Origin of the sequence: Arthrobacter sp. LAR12-1-1.1, from assembly GCF_040676555.1 — a bacterium.
In the GTDB taxonomy this organism is placed as follows: Bacteria; Actinomycetota; Actinomycetes; order Actinomycetales; family Micrococcaceae; genus Arthrobacter.
Genome location: NZ_JBEGIG010000045.1, coordinates 65,369 through 80,775, shown reverse-complemented (window position 1 = coordinate 80,775; position 15,407 = coordinate 65,369). Strand labels below are relative to the sequence as shown.

General features: G+C 66.8%; 16 protein-coding genes. 4 read left to right on the top strand and 12 right to left on the bottom strand.

What is annotated here, in order from left to right; all coding sequences use genetic code 11:
* Window positions 1–7: 7 nt before the first annotated feature.
* The 4 genes from MRBLAR12_RS18995 to MRBLAR12_RS18980 all read right to left on the bottom strand — a co-directional run bounded on the left by MRBLAR12_RS18995 (window position 8) and on the right by MRBLAR12_RS18980 (window position 3,597).
* The gene (locus tag MRBLAR12_RS18995) at window positions 8–784 is read right to left on the bottom strand and encodes an SDR family NAD(P)-dependent oxidoreductase (protein ID WP_364747628.1); all 777 of its coding nucleotides are present in this window, start codon (window positions 782–784) and stop codon (window positions 8–10) included.
* 28 nt (window positions 785–812) lie between these two features.
* Window positions 813–2,186 (bottom strand): MFS transporter, encoded by a 1,374-nt coding sequence (locus tag MRBLAR12_RS18990; protein ID WP_414645539.1) that lies wholly within the window; start codon window positions 2,184–2,186, stop codon window positions 813–815.
* 194 nt (window positions 2,187–2,380) lie between these two features.
* Window positions 2,381–3,088, bottom strand: a complete 708-nt coding sequence (locus tag MRBLAR12_RS18985; RefSeq protein ID WP_229995765.1) for a FadR/GntR family transcriptional regulator — start codon at window positions 3,086–3,088, stop codon at window positions 2,381–2,383.
* A 14-nt stretch (window positions 3,089–3,102) separates the two neighbouring features.
* Window positions 3,103–3,597 (bottom strand): polyketide cyclase / dehydrase and lipid transport, encoded by a 495-nt coding sequence (locus tag MRBLAR12_RS18980; protein WP_364747626.1) that lies wholly within the window; start codon window positions 3,595–3,597, stop codon window positions 3,103–3,105.
* Window positions 3,598–3,636: 39 nt separating this feature from the next.
* On the opposite strand from MRBLAR12_RS18980, the gene MRBLAR12_RS18975 reads away from it, so the two are divergent.
* Window positions 3,637–4,410 (top strand): gamma-glutamyl-gamma-aminobutyrate hydrolase family protein, encoded by a 774-nt coding sequence (locus MRBLAR12_RS18975; protein ID WP_364747624.1) that lies wholly within the window; start codon window positions 3,637–3,639, stop codon window positions 4,408–4,410.
* Window positions 4,411–4,541: 131 nt separating this feature from the next.
* Here the strand turns inward: MRBLAR12_RS18975 and MRBLAR12_RS18970 are convergent, their stop codons facing one another.
* From MRBLAR12_RS18970 to MRBLAR12_RS18945, 6 genes are read right to left on the bottom strand one after another with little or no spacing between them, the layout of a single operon-like run.
* Window positions 4,542–5,576 carry a Gfo/Idh/MocA family oxidoreductase gene (locus MRBLAR12_RS18970; RefSeq protein WP_364747622.1) on the bottom strand — a complete coding sequence of 345 codons (1,035 nt, stop codon included), beginning with the start codon at window positions 5,574–5,576 and terminating at the stop codon, window positions 4,542–4,544.
* Window positions 5,573–6,358: a TIM barrel protein gene (locus tag MRBLAR12_RS18965; RefSeq protein ID WP_229995761.1), complete on the bottom strand. Its 786-nt coding sequence runs from the start codon at window positions 6,356–6,358 to the stop codon at window positions 5,573–5,575. The genes MRBLAR12_RS18970 and MRBLAR12_RS18965 overlap by 4 nt, the downstream gene beginning before the upstream one ends.
* Window positions 6,358–7,458 carry a Gfo/Idh/MocA family oxidoreductase gene (locus MRBLAR12_RS18960; protein WP_229995760.1) on the bottom strand — a complete coding sequence of 367 codons (1,101 nt, stop codon included), beginning with the start codon at window positions 7,456–7,458 and terminating at the stop codon, window positions 6,358–6,360. Before MRBLAR12_RS18960 ends, MRBLAR12_RS18965 begins: the two co-directional genes overlap by 1 nt.
* A gap of 31 nt (window positions 7,459–7,489) precedes the next feature.
* Entirely contained in the window at window positions 7,490–8,407 is a 918-nt protein-coding gene (locus tag MRBLAR12_RS18955) for an ATP-binding cassette domain-containing protein (RefSeq protein WP_364747620.1), read from the bottom strand.
* A gap of 14 nt (window positions 8,408–8,421) precedes the next feature.
* Window positions 8,422–9,471 (bottom strand): ABC transporter permease, encoded by a 1,050-nt coding sequence (locus tag MRBLAR12_RS18950; protein WP_364747618.1) that lies wholly within the window; start codon window positions 9,469–9,471, stop codon window positions 8,422–8,424.
* Between the two features lie 52 nt (window positions 9,472–9,523).
* Window positions 9,524–10,519 (bottom strand): substrate-binding domain-containing protein, encoded by a 996-nt coding sequence (locus MRBLAR12_RS18945; protein ID WP_229995757.1) that lies wholly within the window; start codon window positions 10,517–10,519, stop codon window positions 9,524–9,526.
* A gap of 348 nt (window positions 10,520–10,867) precedes the next feature.
* Here MRBLAR12_RS18945 and MRBLAR12_RS18940 point away from each other — a divergent pair, with 348 nt between their 5' ends.
* On the top strand, window positions 10,868–11,608 hold the full coding sequence (locus MRBLAR12_RS18940) for a GntR family transcriptional regulator (RefSeq protein ID WP_229995915.1): 741 nt from the start codon (window positions 10,868–10,870) through the stop codon (window positions 11,606–11,608).
* 82 nt (window positions 11,609–11,690) lie between these two features.
* A complete protein-coding gene (gene iolB / locus MRBLAR12_RS18935; RefSeq protein ID WP_364747615.1) occupies window positions 11,691–12,611 on the top strand; it encodes a 5-deoxy-glucuronate isomerase in 921 nt (306 codons plus the stop codon).
* Window positions 12,612–12,638: 27 nt separating this feature from the next.
* Here the strand turns inward: iolB and MRBLAR12_RS18930 are convergent, their stop codons facing one another.
* The gene (locus MRBLAR12_RS18930; protein ID WP_364747613.1) at window positions 12,639–13,466 is read right to left on the bottom strand and encodes an aldo/keto reductase; all 828 of its coding nucleotides are present in this window, start codon (window positions 13,464–13,466) and stop codon (window positions 12,639–12,641) included.
* A gap of 31 nt (window positions 13,467–13,497) precedes the next feature.
* Window positions 13,498–14,748, bottom strand: coding sequence for an MFS transporter (locus tag MRBLAR12_RS18925; protein WP_364747611.1), 1,251 nt, complete (start codon window positions 14,746–14,748; stop codon window positions 13,498–13,500).
* A 164-nt stretch (window positions 14,749–14,912) separates the two neighbouring features.
* Here MRBLAR12_RS18925 and MRBLAR12_RS18920 point away from each other — a divergent pair, with 164 nt between their 5' ends.
* Window positions 14,913–15,362 carry a MarR family winged helix-turn-helix transcriptional regulator gene (locus tag MRBLAR12_RS18920; RefSeq protein ID WP_229995911.1) on the top strand — a complete coding sequence of 150 codons (450 nt, stop codon included), beginning with the start codon at window positions 14,913–14,915 and terminating at the stop codon, window positions 15,360–15,362.
* Window positions 15,363–15,407: the final 45 nt, after the last annotated feature.

Here is a 15,407-nt window from a genome sequence, read left to right as displayed (position 1 = left end):
AGGTCGGTCAGGAGACCTGGAGGCCGCCGTTGATGTCGTACGTGGCCGCGGTGATGTAACCGGCGTCCGGGCCGAGCAGGAAGGCGATGAGGGCCGCCACTTCCTCGCGGCTGCCGACCCGTCCCATCATGATGCCCTCGGACATCTGCGCCTTGCGGTCCTCGCTCAGCGTTCCGCCCATGATGTCGGTGTCGATGGGGCCGGGGGCGATGGCGTTGACGGTGACGCCGAATTCGCCCACTTCGCGGGCCAGAGCGCGGGTGAAACCGATGATCCCGGCCTTGGACGCGCTGTACGCGACCTTGGAGTAGGTGCCGCCGCCCCGCTGGGCAGAAATCGAGGAGATGCTCACGATCCGCCCGAGCTTGCGCTCGATCATGCCCTTGAGCACCCGCTGGGAGACGATGAAGGATCCGCGCATGTTGATGGCGAAGACCTTGTCCCATTCTTCGACAGTGGTTTCCATGAACGTCGTCGGGGAACTGATGCCGGCCAGGTTGGCCAGGGCCACGATCGGGGGCAGCGAGCCCTCGATTTCCGTGATGGCCCGGTCTACCGACGCGGCGTCGGAGACGTCCGCGCCGACGCCGATGGCCTTGACGGCACGGTTGGAACCGATTTCGGCGGCAGCCGCGGCAGCATCCTCGGCGTTGATGTCCAGGATTGCGATGGACCAGCCCTCGCTGGCCAGGCGGTCGGCGGCGGCGCGGCCGATGCCGCGGGCTGACGCGGCGCCGGTCAGGACCACGGTGCGTTCAGTGGGGAAGGGGGTAATTGCTGTCATGACGAAGGTTCCTTCAGGGAGTTCGGGATCAGGGTACTTTGGCCGTGTCGACGGCGGCGGCCGCTGCGACCGCGGGGTCCAGGGCGGCGTCGCCTTCGGGGCGCTTACGGGCGTAGAGGTAGGTGGCCACGGCGGTGAGGCACAGGCAGAGGGAGAGGAACAGCAGCCCGCTTTGGTTGCTGCCGGTAGCGTCCTTGAGGAGCCCGACGGCGTACGGGGAGACGAAGCCGCCGAGGTTTCCGAGGGAGTTCACCAGGGCGAGGCCGGAAGCGGCGGCCGCACCGGTGAGCGCCGCGGAGGGCATCGAGAGGAACGGGGCAATGGCACCGTAGATCCCCATGGCCGAGAGCGTCAGGCCGACCATCGCGAGGAACGGGTTGACCGGCAGCAGGTAGCCGGCGGCGAGGAGTCCAACGCCCGCGAGCACCATGCTGACCGCTGAGTGCCAGGCACGCTTGCCGGTCCGGTCCGCGCGCTTGCTCCAGAAGTAGACGAATACTGCGGCCACGGCATAGGGGATGAAGACGATGAAGCCGACTTCAGCCGTGGAGAACTTGCCGAGGGCTGCGACGATGGTGGGCATCCACAGGCCCAGACCGTAGATCCCGCACACCAGGCCGAAGTACAGGGCGGAGTAGACCAGGGTGCGCTTGTCCTTGAGCCCGGCCATAAAGTTGTGCTTCCCGGACTGGGATTTGGCCGCCAGTTCGGCGTCCATGGTGGCGGTGAGCCAGTTGCGCTCGTCGACGTTGAGCCATTTGGCGTCCCGCGGGCGGTCCGTCATGAGGATGGGCGTCAGCAGTCCCAGGGCGATCGCCGGGATGCCTTCGATGATGTAGAGCCACTGCCAGCCCTGGAGGCCCATGATGCCGTCCATCTGCAGCAGGAGCCCGGAGACCGGGGCGCCCAGCGCATTGGATACGGGCTGGGCGAGGATGAAGATGCCCAGCACGGTGACGCGCTGCGCGGCGGGGAACCACAGCGTCAGGTAGAACAGGATCGCCGGGAAGAATCCGGCCTCGGCGGCACCGAGCAGGAACCGGATGATGTAGTAGGTGGTTTCACCGTTGACCAGGCACATCGCGGTGGCGAAGATGCCCCATGTGATCAGGATGCGGGCCAGCCACTTGCGGGCGCCGAACCGGTACATGCCGGCGTTGCTGGGAACCTCGAGGAGAGCGTAGCCGAGGAAGAAGATGCCGGCGCCAAGGCCGTAGGCAGCGGCGTTCAGGCCAATGTCCTCGCTCATGGTGAGCTTGGCGAATCCGACGTTGTTGCGGTCCAGGTAGGCAACGAAGTAGAGCAGGACAATCAGGGGCATGACGCGGCGGCGGACCTTACGGAGCGTGCGGTCGCCCAGTTCGCCGAGTCCGGAAGACTTGGGGGCTAATGAAGTCATCATCGACCTTCTTACGTGGTTTCCTGCCCTGCGGCTGTGCCGGGCCAGGAAATCGGTGGATTGGGGTAGGTCATCCTGCCCGCTTGGAAGCGCGTGCTGCAGGAATCTTGTTGAGTCAGATGTCAGACATCTGATTCAAGAACTAGGCACGATCCTAGAATGTGATTCGGGTTACGTCAAGAGCCCGGGGGTGGACGTCAGGACTTGGCGCCCCGCACGTAGCGTTCGTAGTCAGCATTTGTCTGGTCCATGTGCTCGTCCATCGCCTGCCGCGAGCGCTCGGCGTCACCGCTGAGGATGCTGTCCATAACCCGTTGGTGGTAATCGATGGCGTGCTGCTGGATCACGCCGACAGCCGACGTTTCGCGTCGGGTGATGTACAGCAACTGGCCCAGCTGGCCGAACAGGGCACGGACGAACGGGTTGCCGGAAGCCCTCAGGACGGCGTCGTGGAAGCCAATGTCCGCTTCGACGAAGCGGTCCAGATCGCCTGACTCGTGGAAGCGCTTCATGTCCTCAATGCACTCGCGCATCCGCTCGGCGTGCTCCGGGGTGTAGCGTTTGGCGGCAAGCGCGGCTGCCCCGGTCTCCACCATGCGGCGCATCTCGATCAGTCCCACCGAGACCTGTTCGGCCGCGTTGCCGTGCGAGGCCGCCTTGAAGATCGCGTCCAGGCCGGTCCAGTTGTCCGTGGGGTTGACGAAGGTTCCCCTGCCGGCCTTCACGTAGAGGATGTTTTGTGCGCGGAGCGCCTTGAGGGCTTCGCGCACGGTCAGCCGGCTGACGCCGTAGGCCTTGGCGATGTCTGCTTCCGGCGGAATCGTGCTGTGGGGTTGGAGCTTTCCGTCAAGGATTTCGTTTAGCAGGCCGTCGACGAGATCGTCGACCAGTGTCCTGCGGCCCATCCCAGTTCCCACCTTCAGTCGCCTTTCGTGCTGCCATCCACATTACCCAAGTCCGGGTGCTCGGCCATGTATGCGTCGAGCAAGGCCAGTGTCTGTTCCAGGTTGGCCGGATGGCGGCGCAGGTAGCCGGCCAGCCGGAGCAGGCTCTTGCCGCGGACCGGCCGCGCGTCCCATTGTTCGGTGACCAAGGTGCCGGCGGTGCCGTCAGGGCCAGTGGATGGTTCGAGCAGGTAGCGCCACACGTGGCCGTAGAAGTGCCGCCACGCGATCCGGCGGCCTTCGTCGAACTCGCAGACCCTATTGAGGATCTTGTAGTTCACCCGCATGTTCATTTGCATGCCGAACCTGGCGCCGAGGTACAGCCGCCGGGGCCCGCGCGGCTGGGCGCCCTTGACGGTGCCCGAGCCGTCAATCACGCTGTGAAGGGCGGGCGTGGCGAGCACGTCGAAGATGGCACTGGGGGCAGCGGCGATGTACCGGCTGCGGGACACGAGATAGCGGGCGTTCATCTGGCAATCCTAGTCCGGGATCATGTTGCAGAATGAGGCATGCAGACTTCCCGCAACCTCCTTGGCGGCCGGCCGCGCATCGGCGTTCCCGTCCGCCTGACCAGCTCCTCCGATCCGGACCCGCGCGTGGCGAAAGCCAACGGATTGTTCGGATACATCGTGGAGTTGCTGCGTGAGGGCGGCGCCGAACCGGTGCCGCTCACCGCTGCCGGAATGCACGACGGCGGTCCCGCGGCAAAGCTGGCGTCTCTCGACGGCGTGGTGCTTCCCGGCGGCGGCGACCTCGCCCCCGGCCTCTACGGCGAGACACAATCCGATCTCTGCTACGACGTCAGCCATGCCCAGGACGAGCTGGACCTCGCGGTGGCGCGGCACGCGATCGATGCCGGGGTGCCGGTACTGGGCATCTGCCGTGGGCATCAGCTGCTCAACGTGCTCTACGGCGGGACCCTGGTCCAGGACATGGAGCCGGGAATGGTGGCGCACCGCGTTCCCGCACCGGCGCACGGGTCCGGTCCGTGGGCCTGGCACGAGGTGACGGTTGGGGCCGGTTCCAAGGTGGCCGCCCTGTACGGGAGCGGATCCGGTGCCGTAAGCGTGAAGATCGCCTCGGGTCACCATCAGGCTGTGGCCCGGGTGGCCGGTGGGTTGCAGGTGACGGCCGTGGCTGAGGACGGGACGGTCGAGGCGCTGGAGGATCCGGAGCGCTGGGTGGCCTCGGTCCAGTGGCACCCCGAAGCCTTGGAACTCCCCGCCGGGGAGCGGCTCGCGCCGTTCCGGGCCTTCGTGGAGGTATGCCGGACCCGGCCCTGAGATCAGACCGGAAACCCCGGAGCCCTGGGCTCCGGGGTTTCCGTTTCACTGCATTCGATCCGGGCCGGTGGCCTCGCCCGAGGCCGCGCTCACCCGGCGACGCTCAGCAGACGACGCTCAGCAGGCGGTGCTCACCCGGCGACGCTCAGGGCCACGCGGACCGGCACGCCTGTGGCCAGCGATTCCTGCGCGGCGTCGGCCACCCGGGACGCCGCCACGGCGTCTTCCGGGGTGCAGGGGTTCTCCCGGCGGCCAAGGATCAGTTCGACGAAGGCGGCCATCTCGGACCGGTACGCCTCCTCGAACCGCTCGGCAAACGTCAGGTGCGGTTTCCCGGCGGGGAACGTGATCCCGGCTTCGGCGGAGGCCAGCGCCGCCTTGTTGTCCAGACCCACCATCAGCGAACTCCGGGAGCCCTGGATTTCCAGCCGGACGTCGTGGCCGGCCCCGTTGTAGCGGGTGGCGGAAACCGTTCCCACGGTGCCGTCGTCGAACGTCACCAGCGCCAGGGCCGTATCCACATCACCGGCCTCGCCAATGGCCGGATCCCCGTTGTTGGAGCCCTTGGCGTACACCTCGACGATTTCGCGGCCCGTGAGCCAGCGCAGGATGTCGAAATCGTGGACCGAGCAGTCCCGGAACAACCCGCCCGAGCCGGCCAGGAACTCGACCGGCGGCGGCGTCATGTCGCAGGTGACTGCGCGCAGGGAATGGATCCAGCCCAGCTCGCCGGCCTGGTAGGCGCGGCGGGCTTCCAGGTAGCCGGCGTCGAACCGGCGCTGATGCCCGATCTGGACCACGCCTTGCCGGTCCCGGATGTAGTCGAGCACCGGCAGGGCATCGGTCACGTTCAGGGCTACGGGCTTCTCGCAAAAGACCGGGATCCCGGCGTCCACACCCGCCTTGATGAGTTCGGGGTGGGTTCCCGTTCCGGTGGCGATGACCAGGCCGTCGAGCCCGGAGCCAAGCAACGCCTGCACCGACGGCAGGAATTCCGCGCCGAGACCGGAGGCCACCGTCCGGGCATGCTCGTCGGCGACGTCCGTGAGCCGGAGCCGGACGTTGATGCCCTGCGGATTCATGACCTCGTTGAGGGCGGCGATGTTGTTGGCATGCATGACGCCGATCCGCCCCACCCCGACGAGTCCGAGAACGACGTCCTTCATGCGGCTGCCTTGGCGGTCACGGTGAACGCTGAACGGAAGGCCTCCAGGGCCGCGTAACTGTCTCCACTGGCCCAGGCTTCCATGCCCACTGTCCCTTCGTAGCCTTCCTCCGCGAGCGCCCTGGCGACGGCCGCATAGTTGATTTCCCCGGTTCCGGGTTCACAGCGGCCGGGAACGTCCGCCACCTGGATTTCGCCGATGTACGGCAGGGCACTGCGGACGAGCTCGATCAGGTTCCCCTCCCCCATTTGGGCGTGGTACAGATCCAGCATGAGCCTGGCGTTCGGGTGCCCGGCGGCCTGCACGAGCGCCAGCGTGTCCTTGGCCCGGGCCAGCGGGATACCGGGGTGATCCAGGATCGTGTTGAGGTTCTCGAGGCAGAACGTCACCCCGTACTTCTCACCGAGCTGCCCGAGCCGTTCCAGGGTCCGGGCGCCGGTGGCCCACATGTGGCCGCTGGACCGGTAGACCGGCCTGGCGGCGTGGCCGTCGACGAGTTCCGCCGGGTGGACCACCAGCCGGCTGACGCCAAGCTCCAGGGCAGTAGGGATCAGGGACTCGGCGGTCCGCACGACGTCGTCCGCGGTGTCGGGATCCACGAGGCTGCCGGAGATGTATCCGGTCATGGACGAAAACACCGCCCCGGTGGCCTTGAGCGCGCCGATGTCTTTGGACCGCGAGTCCCAGAGCTCGACGTCGAAGCCGGCTTCGTGGAGCCGGCGCACCCGCTCCGTGAACGGCAGGTCCGTGAAGACCATCTCAGCGCAGACGGCGAGCCGCATCAGAGGACCGCCCTCTCGTTGACGGCCACCGGCGTGCCCTGCTTGACCGACTCGATGCAGGCCAGCGCCATGGCCAGTGCGCGCCGGGCGTCATTGGCTCCCGGCGTGAGCGTGAACGGCTTCGACGCCGGCGCTGTATCGTCACTGCGGCCGTCGCGCCGGGCGCGCACGGCGTCGGCGAAGTCCACGAGCTCGTCCGTGTAGGCCTGCCGGAAGAGCTCGACGTTCAGCCGTGGGGTGTCGGCGGACATCCCCTCGGCGGTGTACCGGCGGGCGGCGGTTTCGGTGGCGCGGCCGGCCTGGACCATGCCGCGCGAGCCGAAGACCTCCCCACGGATGTCGTAGCCGTACAGTGCGCTGAAGTTCGCCTCTGCGACGGCGATTGCGCCGTTGCTGTACCGGATGGTCACGACGGCGGTGTCCAGGAAGCCCTGGTCCCGCAGGCCCGGTTCCACGAGCGCGTCGGCGACGGCGTAGACCTCCACCGGTTCGGCGCCTTCGTTGAACCAGTTCAGGGTGTCGAAGTCGTGGATCAGGGTTTCGAGGAAGATGGTCCACGCCGGGATCCTTGCGGCGTGGCCAATGCTTCCGCTGCCCGGGTCCCGTGTCAGCGAACGCAGCAGTTGCGGCTCCCCCGCGATTCCGGCGGCGAGATCCTTCTTGGCTGCCTGGAAGTCCGCGGCGTACCGGCGGTTGAAGCCGATCTGGAAGTGCACCCCGGCGGCTTCGACGGCGGCCAGGGCCGCGTCGAGCTCCTCGAGCCCCAGGCCCGCGGGCTTCTCACAGAAGACGTGCTTTCCGGCGGCTGCGGCCTGGCTGATCAGGGCGGAGTGGAAGCGTGCGGGGCTGGCGATGACGACCGCGTCAATCTCCGGGTCGGCCAGGAGGTCGGCGGCGTCGGCGGTCACCTTCGTGGTGCCCAGCGCGCCGGCCAGCGCTTCGGCGGATTCAAGGTTCGGATCCGCGATGGCGGCAAGGACGGCACCGGGGACGCGGCGGGCGATGCTCTCGGCGTGGAAGGCGCCCATCCAGCCCGAGCCGATGAGCCCGATCCGCACGGGCAGGGCGACGTCGGACGGGTTGCGGTTGAGGTAAGCCAAAGGCTTGTCCTTTCAGGAGTTGGGGCGGCAGTTACTCGTAGGTCTTGCCGGTGGTCTGGGCCACGTCGGCGACTTCGCCCTGGACTTCCTTGACGATGTCGCCGTGGCCGCCGAGCTGTTCGAGTTCGTGGGCGAGTTCAGCGAGTTCGGCGCCGCCGGCCATCTGGGCGGTGAGTTCGTCCAGGGTGATGTCCTTCTTGTCGTAGTAGCCGATCGATTTGCCGCGTTTGAGCAACAGGAAGCGGTCCCCGACCGGGAAGGCGTGGTGCGGGTTGTGGGTGATGAAGATGACGCCGAGGCCGCGGTCGCGGGCCTGCAGGATGTAGCGGAGCACCACGCCGGACTGCTTTACGCCCAGGGCCGCGGTGGGCTCATCCAGGATCAGGACCTTCGCGCCGAAGTACACGGCACGGGCGATCGCGACACACTGGCGTTCGCCGCCGGAGAGCTGGCCGATGGGCTGCTCCACGTCGCGCAGGTCGATGCCCATCGCGGCGAGTTCCTTGAGCGTGATCTCCTTCATCTTTTCGACGTCCATGCTCTTGAACGGGCCGAATCCAGAGGTCAGTTCCGAGCCGAGGAAGAAGTTCCGCCAGATCGGCATCAGCGGCACCACCGCGAGGTCCTGGTAGACGGTGGCGATGCCCACATCGAGGGCGTCACGGGGCGAGCTGAACTTCCGCTCCTCCCCCATGACCTTCAGGATCCCGGCGTCGTGCTGGTGCAGGCCGGCGATGATCTTGATCAGCGTGGACTTGCCCGCGCCGTTATCGCCCAGCACGCAGGTGACGCGGCCGTTGTCCACTGCCATGGTGACATCGGACAGGGCGATGATGTTCCCGTAGTGCTTGGCGACCCCGTCGAGGGAGAGCAGGTGCACGGGGGTGTGGGTGAGTGGGTCTTTTTCGTTCTGGAGCAACGTTTGCTGGTCGATCTCTTTGGCATTCATTTTTCCGGGCCCCTTTACTTCAGTTCCGCGCGGCGCTTGACGATGAGGTTGACGATGGTGGCCAGCAGCAGCATCAGGCCCAGGAAGAACTTGAACCAGTCCGGGTTCCACTGGGCGTAGACGATGCCCTTGTTGGCCATGCCGAAGATGAACGCGCCGATCGCGCCGCCGATCGCCGAGCCGTAGCCGCCGGTGAGGAGGCAACCGCCGATCACCGCGGCGATGATGTAGAGGAACTCGTTGCCCACGCCCTCACCGGACTGCACGGTGTCGAAGGCGAAGAGGTTGTGCATGCCCAGGACCCAGGCGCAGAAGCCCACGGCCATGAACAGGCCGATCTTGGTGGCCTTGACCGGCACACCCACGGCGCGGGCCGCGTTCGCGTCGCCGCCGACGGCGAAGATCCAGTTCCCGACCCGGGTCCGCATCAGCACCCAGGTGGCCACCGCGACCAGCGCAAACCAGTAGAACACGGTGATTTTGATGTCGACGCCGCCGATGTTCACCGAGGAGGCGAAGACCGCCCGGGCGGAGGCGAAGCCGTCCATGTTGGAGATCGAGGGTGAGGACACGGAGCCGCCGATCAGGCGCGTCAGGCCCAGGTTCAGGCCGGTCAGCATCAGGAACGTGGCCAGGGTGACGATGAAGGACGGCAGCTTGGTCTTGATCAGGATCCACCCGTTGATGAACCCGATGGACAAGGAGACCACCAGGGCCAGGCCGACGCCGACCCAGACGTTCGTGGTGAAGTACCAGCTAAACAGCGACGCCGTCAGCGCCGAGGTGATCACCGCGACACCGGTGGAGAGGTCGAACTCCCCGCCGATCATGAGCAAGGACACCCCCACCGCCATGATCCCGATCGTGGAACTGCCGTACAGGATGGTTGCCAGGGCACCGGGCTGGGTAAAGGTCGGGGACACCAACGCGAAGAAGATGAAGAGGACGATCGCGCCTACCAGGGCACCGACCTCGGGACGTCCGAGCAGTTTCTGGAACGGACTGCGCTTGGCGACGCGCTCATCGGGCGCCGGCGACTTTGTCTTTGTCTGGGTGATGGTCATGATGATTCTCCTTGCTGCCGGGCCGGCGCGAACCGGCCCGGCCAGCGGGCTGTTAGCGGACGCCCTGCTGGGCGAAGGTCAGGACATCGGCCGCATTTGATTTGTCGATGACCGCCGGGCCCGTCAGCACAGGCTGGCCGCCGCCGATCTTGAAGCCGCCGCGCTTGTTCTGCCAGATGGCGTCGACGGCTCCGTAGCCCTGCAGCCACGGCTGCTGGTCCACGGTGAACAGAACTGCACCATCCGCGATCTTCTGGGCGAGATCCGCGTTCAGGTCGAAACTTGCAACCTTGGCAGAGCTGCCGGCGTCGGTGACCGACTTGAGGAGAGTCAGCGTGATGGGGGCGCCGAGGCCGATGATGACGTCGGCGTCCTTGGAAGCCTGGAGCTTGGCCGTCGCGGTGGACTGAACGGAGGTCATATCCTTGCCATCGACGTAAAGGATCTCCGTTCCAGGCACCTTCGCCTTGACGCCCGCGCAGCGTGCTTCAAGTCCCACGTGGCCCTGTTCCTGAATCACGCAGACCGGGTGCTTGAAGTTCTCTGCCGCGAGCCGGGTGCCGACTGCCTCACCGGCGAGCTGCTCGTTGGAGCCGAAGTGGGTGAAGGCTCCGAGCGCCTGGGAGACCCCTTCGCCGGCGTTGAGGCTCACAATGGGGATGCCGGCGTCCGTGGCCTTCTTCAGGACGTCTTTGAGGGCTTCAGGCTTGGCGAGCGTGACCGCGATGCCGTCGACCTTCTGGTCGATAGCCTGCTGGATGAGTTGGGCCTGGCGCCCGGCTTCGGGATCCGACGTGTAGAGGAGCTCAACGTTGTCCTTCGCCGATGCTTCCTCGGCGCCCTTGCGAACAATGTCCCAGAAGGTGTCACCTGCTGCTGCATGGGTGATCAGGGCGATCTTGATCCGGTCTGTAGTGGCAACTTGGCCTCCGCCAGCCGCATTGCCTGAGTCTGCGGGCTTCCCGCCGGTGCTGGAACACGCGCTCAGGGCCAGCATGGGTACAACGGCCGCCACGAGGGTCGCCTTCCGCCACGAGAACTTGGTCACGATCAATCTCCTTTGATTCCGGGCCACGCCGGCCGCTTCATCGCGTCGGTCCATGAGCCATCTACAACCGATCATGGTGACTCCGATCACAGTTGTCAATAGTTTGTCCTGACAATAGGATGTTTTGACGCAATGATACGCGGGGAAGTCGCCAAATTCGCGGACCTGACCATTCCGGAAACGCCCGCCCGACCCCTACACCCCCGGCCCCTCAGGGTGGCCCTTGGCTGCCCGTGGCGGCCCTGCTACTATCAGAAAAAGGCAGTATGTCCTATCAAGCGAACATAGCCTGACATGCGCGGACAGGCCGGCACTTCGGCCGCCGCGGAGCACAAGGGAGCACGCCCAGTGACGAATCAACTTAATCTGCGGATCGACCGCTCTTCCCCAGTGCCGCTGTACCACCAAGTGGTGCAGGGCATCGAGGCCGCGATACACACGGGGCTGCTGGAACCCGGCAGCCGGCTGGAAAATGAGATCGACCTGGCCGCCCAGCTGAACCTTTCCCGGCCCACCATGCGCAAAGCCATGGATGAGCTGGTCCGCTCCGGCCTGCTGGTCCGCAAGCGCGGCGTCGGCACCCAGGTGGTCTCCAGCCAGGTCCGCCGCCCGCTGGAACTGTCCAGCCTCTACGACGACCTCAGCAACAACGGCAGCAAGCCCACCACCGACGTGCTCAGCTTCTCGCACGAGGAGGCGGACGCCGTGACCCGGACAGCACTGCACCTTCCGGCCGGCGCCAAGGTCTACCACTTCACCAGGCTCCGGAAAGTGGGCGGCAAGCCGCTGGCCCTGATGGAGAACTGGGTGCGGGACGACATCACGGCCATCGACGAGGCGAGCCTGGGTTCGCAGGGCCTCTACGCCATCCTGCGCAACGGCGGCGTGAACTTCCGCCTCGCCTCGCAGCGGATCGGCGCCATGATCGCCAACGACTACCAGGCGCCGCTGCTCGAGACCACGCCCGGCTCCGCCCTGGTCACCATGGAGCGGACCGCCGTGGACGACACCGGACGCAATGTGGAAACCGGCCACCACGTCTACCGGGCGGATTCCTACAGCTTCGAAATGACACTGGTTCAAAGATAAGAGTTCAGCTAGGGGCGCCTCCGGCTCCACCCCCGCACACACACGCGCCTTCCTCCGGCGCGACAACGAAAGGGCAGCTTCCATGGCCAACTGGGTCTATCCGCTCGGCACCGCCGCCGAAGGCAAGTGGGACATTTCCATCGGGACGTCAGATTCGGGACTGGAGGTGGACGGCTGGGCGCACACCGGGCTGAAGGTCGCCACACTGGCGGCCGGCGGCGCCGTCGCGCTGGACGCCGCGGCGGAGGAACGCATCGTGATCCCGCTCAACGGCTCCTTTGTGGCGACCGTGGACGGGCAGGACTATCCCCTGGCCGGTCGGGACAGCGTCTTCAGCGGCCCCAGCGATGTGCTCTACACCGGAGCTGGCAAGGCAGCGGCCATCACCTCGGCCGACGGCGGACGCGTGGCGGTAGCCACAGCCCCGGCCAAAGCCTCCTACCCGACCCGCCTCATCACCGCCGCCGAGACGCCGGTGGAACTGCGTGGAGCAGGCAACTGCTCCCGCCAGGTCCACAATTTTGGCACCCCCGCCGCGCTGGAGGCGGACCGTTTCATCGTCTGCGAGGTCCTCACCCCGGCCGGAAACTGGTCCTCCTATCCCCCGCACAAGCACGATGAGGAAAAGGACGGCGAGATAAGCCTCGAGGAGATCTACTACTTCGAGACCCGCGTGACGCCCGGAGCGCCGCAGCGGCCCGGCGCCGACGACGCGATCGGCTACCAGCGGGTCTACGCCTCCGACGAGCGGCCCATCGACGTTGCGGCCGAAGTCCGGACCGGCGACGTCGTCCTGGTGCCCTACGGCTGGCACGGACCCGCCATGGCCGCCCCCGGCTACGACATGTATTACCTCAACGTCATGGCCGGCCCGGGCCCGGTCCGCGACTGGCTGATCAGCGATGACCCGCACCACGGCTGGATCCGCCAGACCTGGGAGGGCCAGGACCTGGACCCGCGGCTGCCGTTCGGCCGCCAGTCCGGCGGCTGGGCCGGCAGTTAGGCCGCTAGGCCGCACAGGCCCGGACGGTTAGCCGTTAAACGTGGCCGGGTGTGGTCCGGTGCGTCCGTTTCGCTCCAGGGAATTCACGGCTTCCAGTTCGCCTGCGGCAAGATCAAAGCCGAAAACCTCCAGGTTCTCCCGGATCCTGGCCGGCGTCACTGACTTCGGGATGACGATCCTTCCCTGCTGCAGGTGCCAGCGCAGAATGATCTGCGCCGGGGTTCTGCCGTGCCGGGCGGCGATCTCCCGGATGGCCGGATCTGCCAGCAGGGCACCCTGGGCCAGCGGGCTCCAGGCCTCCGTCGCAATGCCCTGCGCCGCGTTGAACACCGTCACTGCGTGCTGCTGCAGGGCCGGGTGCAGCTCCACCTGGTTGACGGCCGGCACCGTTCCGCCGAGGTCGATGAGCCGCTGCAGGTGTCCCGGCTCGAAATTGGAGACGCCGATGGCCCTGACCCGGCCGTCGGCAAGGAGTTTCTCAAGTGCCAGCCAGGAGTCGGCGTACTGGTCCGATGCCGGCGCGGGCCAGTGGATCAGGTAAAGATCCAGGTAGTCGAGACCCAGTTTGTCCAGGCTGGCGTCGAAAGCAGCCAGGGCCGGCTCGTAGCCGAGGTCGTCGATCCAGAGCTTGGACGTGATGAACAGGTCCTCCCGGCCGATCCCGGATTCGGCGAGCGCGCGGCCAGTTCCGGTCTCGTTTCCGTAGATGGCGGCCGTGTCGATGCTCCGGTAGCCGGCCGCGAGCGCCGCTGCTACCGCCTCGGTGGTCTCGGCGTCGGGAATTTGAAAGACGCCGAAGCCCAGCTGTGGCATGCGTACCCCGTTGTTGAGGACGATATTGGGGATCGAGTTCATGGTGTCTCCTGTGGTGGTTGTGGTCGGGCGGTCAGCGGACAACGGCTGCAGCCTCGGTGGCCGGAAGGTCGGTGCTGGATTCCGCCGCTGCTGCGGCGGGAACGGTGGATCCGCCGGCCGCCGGCAGGTCGGCGTCGTTCTTCTTGGCAGCGGCTGCCGCGAACGCCATCACCGCCAGGCCCAGCAGGGTAATTCCGGCGCCGGCCCAGATGGGCGAGGTGTAGCCGAGGCCGGCGGTGATGGTGACGCCACCCATCCAGGCGCCCAGGGCATTGCCGACGTTGAAGGCGCCGATGTTCGCGCCGGAGGCCAGGGTGGGAGCACTGCTGGCGTACTTCATGACGCGCATTTGCAGGCCCGGAACCGTGGCGAAGCCGAAGCCGCCCAGCAGCACCATGGAGGCGATGGTCACCGGCTGGTTGCCGGCGGTCAGGGCGAAGACCACGAGCACCACCACCAGGACGGCGAGCACGACGAGCAGCGTGCGGTCCACATTCTTGTCAGCCGCCTTGCCGCCGACGGTGTTGCCGATGAAGAGCCCGACGCCGAAGAGGATCAGCAACCACGGGACCGTGGTGGCGGAGAAGCCGGTGACCTCGGTGAGGGTGAAGGCAATGTAGGTGAAGGCGCCGAACATGCCGCCGTAGCCGAGGATGGTGACGAGGATGGAGAGCCAGACCTGTCCGGACCGGAAGGCGCGGAGTTCCCCGCGAAGGCTGCCAGCGGCGTCGCCGGAGCCGGTCTTCGGCACCAGGGCCAGAATGCCGGCCAGGGCGAGGACGCCAATGACCGTGATCGCCCAGAACGTGGAGCGCCAGCCGGCGGCCTGTCCCAGCATGGTGCCGAATGGGACACCGAGCACATTCGCCGCCGTCAGGCCGGTGAACATGATCGCAATCGCCCCGGCCTTCTTGGTGGGCGCCACCATACTGGCGGCCACCACCGCGCCGATGCCGAAGAACGCGCCGTGCGAGAGCGCGGCGATGATGCGGCCGGCCATCATCATCGAATAGTCGGGCGCGAGCGCCGAGACGAGGTTGCCCGCGATGAAGAGCACCATCAGCACGGCGAGCACAGGCTTGCGTTCGAATCGCGTCACGGCCGCAGTGAGGCCAAGCGCCCCGACCACGACGGCGAGCGCGTAGCCGGAGATGAGCCAGCCGGCAGTGGCCTCGGTGACGCGGAAGTCTGCGGCCACTTGCGGCAGCAGGCCCATGATGACGAACTCGGTGAGTCCGATGCCGAACCCGCCGAGGGCGAGGGCTATCAGGCCAACAGGCATGGAGGTGCTCCTTACAAAGCTGTACGGGATGGGGTATGGCGCGTAAGCTAGTAGTTGCAGACGCGTTATTTATTGTTGCACAAGCAGATACAGCGCGCAAGCAACTATTATTTGATGTGCCCGGCAGCACCCCGCCGGGCACACGAGCTGAAGGGAAACACCTGATGGGCATCAAGGACGACGCCGTCGAGGTCCGGGCGCAAGGCTGGCGGACCCTGGCGGCCCTGCACGGGCTGATCGAGGCCGAGCTGGAGCGTTCCCTGCAGGCCGAGGCGCAGCTCTCCGTGGTGGAATACACCGTGCTGGACGCGCTGAGCCGGCAGGACGGCTGGCATATGCGGATGCAGCAGCTGGCCCGCGCCACCGCGTTGAGCGCGAGCGCCACCACGCGCCTGGTCAACAGGCTCGAAGACCGCGGGCTGCTGACCCGGATCCTATGCGCGGATGACCGCCGCGGGATCTACACCGAGCTCACTCCCAGCGGCATCACGTTGCTCGAGCAGAGCAGGCCGGTCCACGACGCCACGCTGGAGCGGGCACTGGCCGAGGCCCAGGAGGTGCCGGAACTGGCGCCGCTGGTCGACGCCCTCCCCCGCCTGCACGCCGCGCTCTAGCTCTGCACCCCCGCGCGGGAACGCAGACAGCACGCAGAAAGCCCC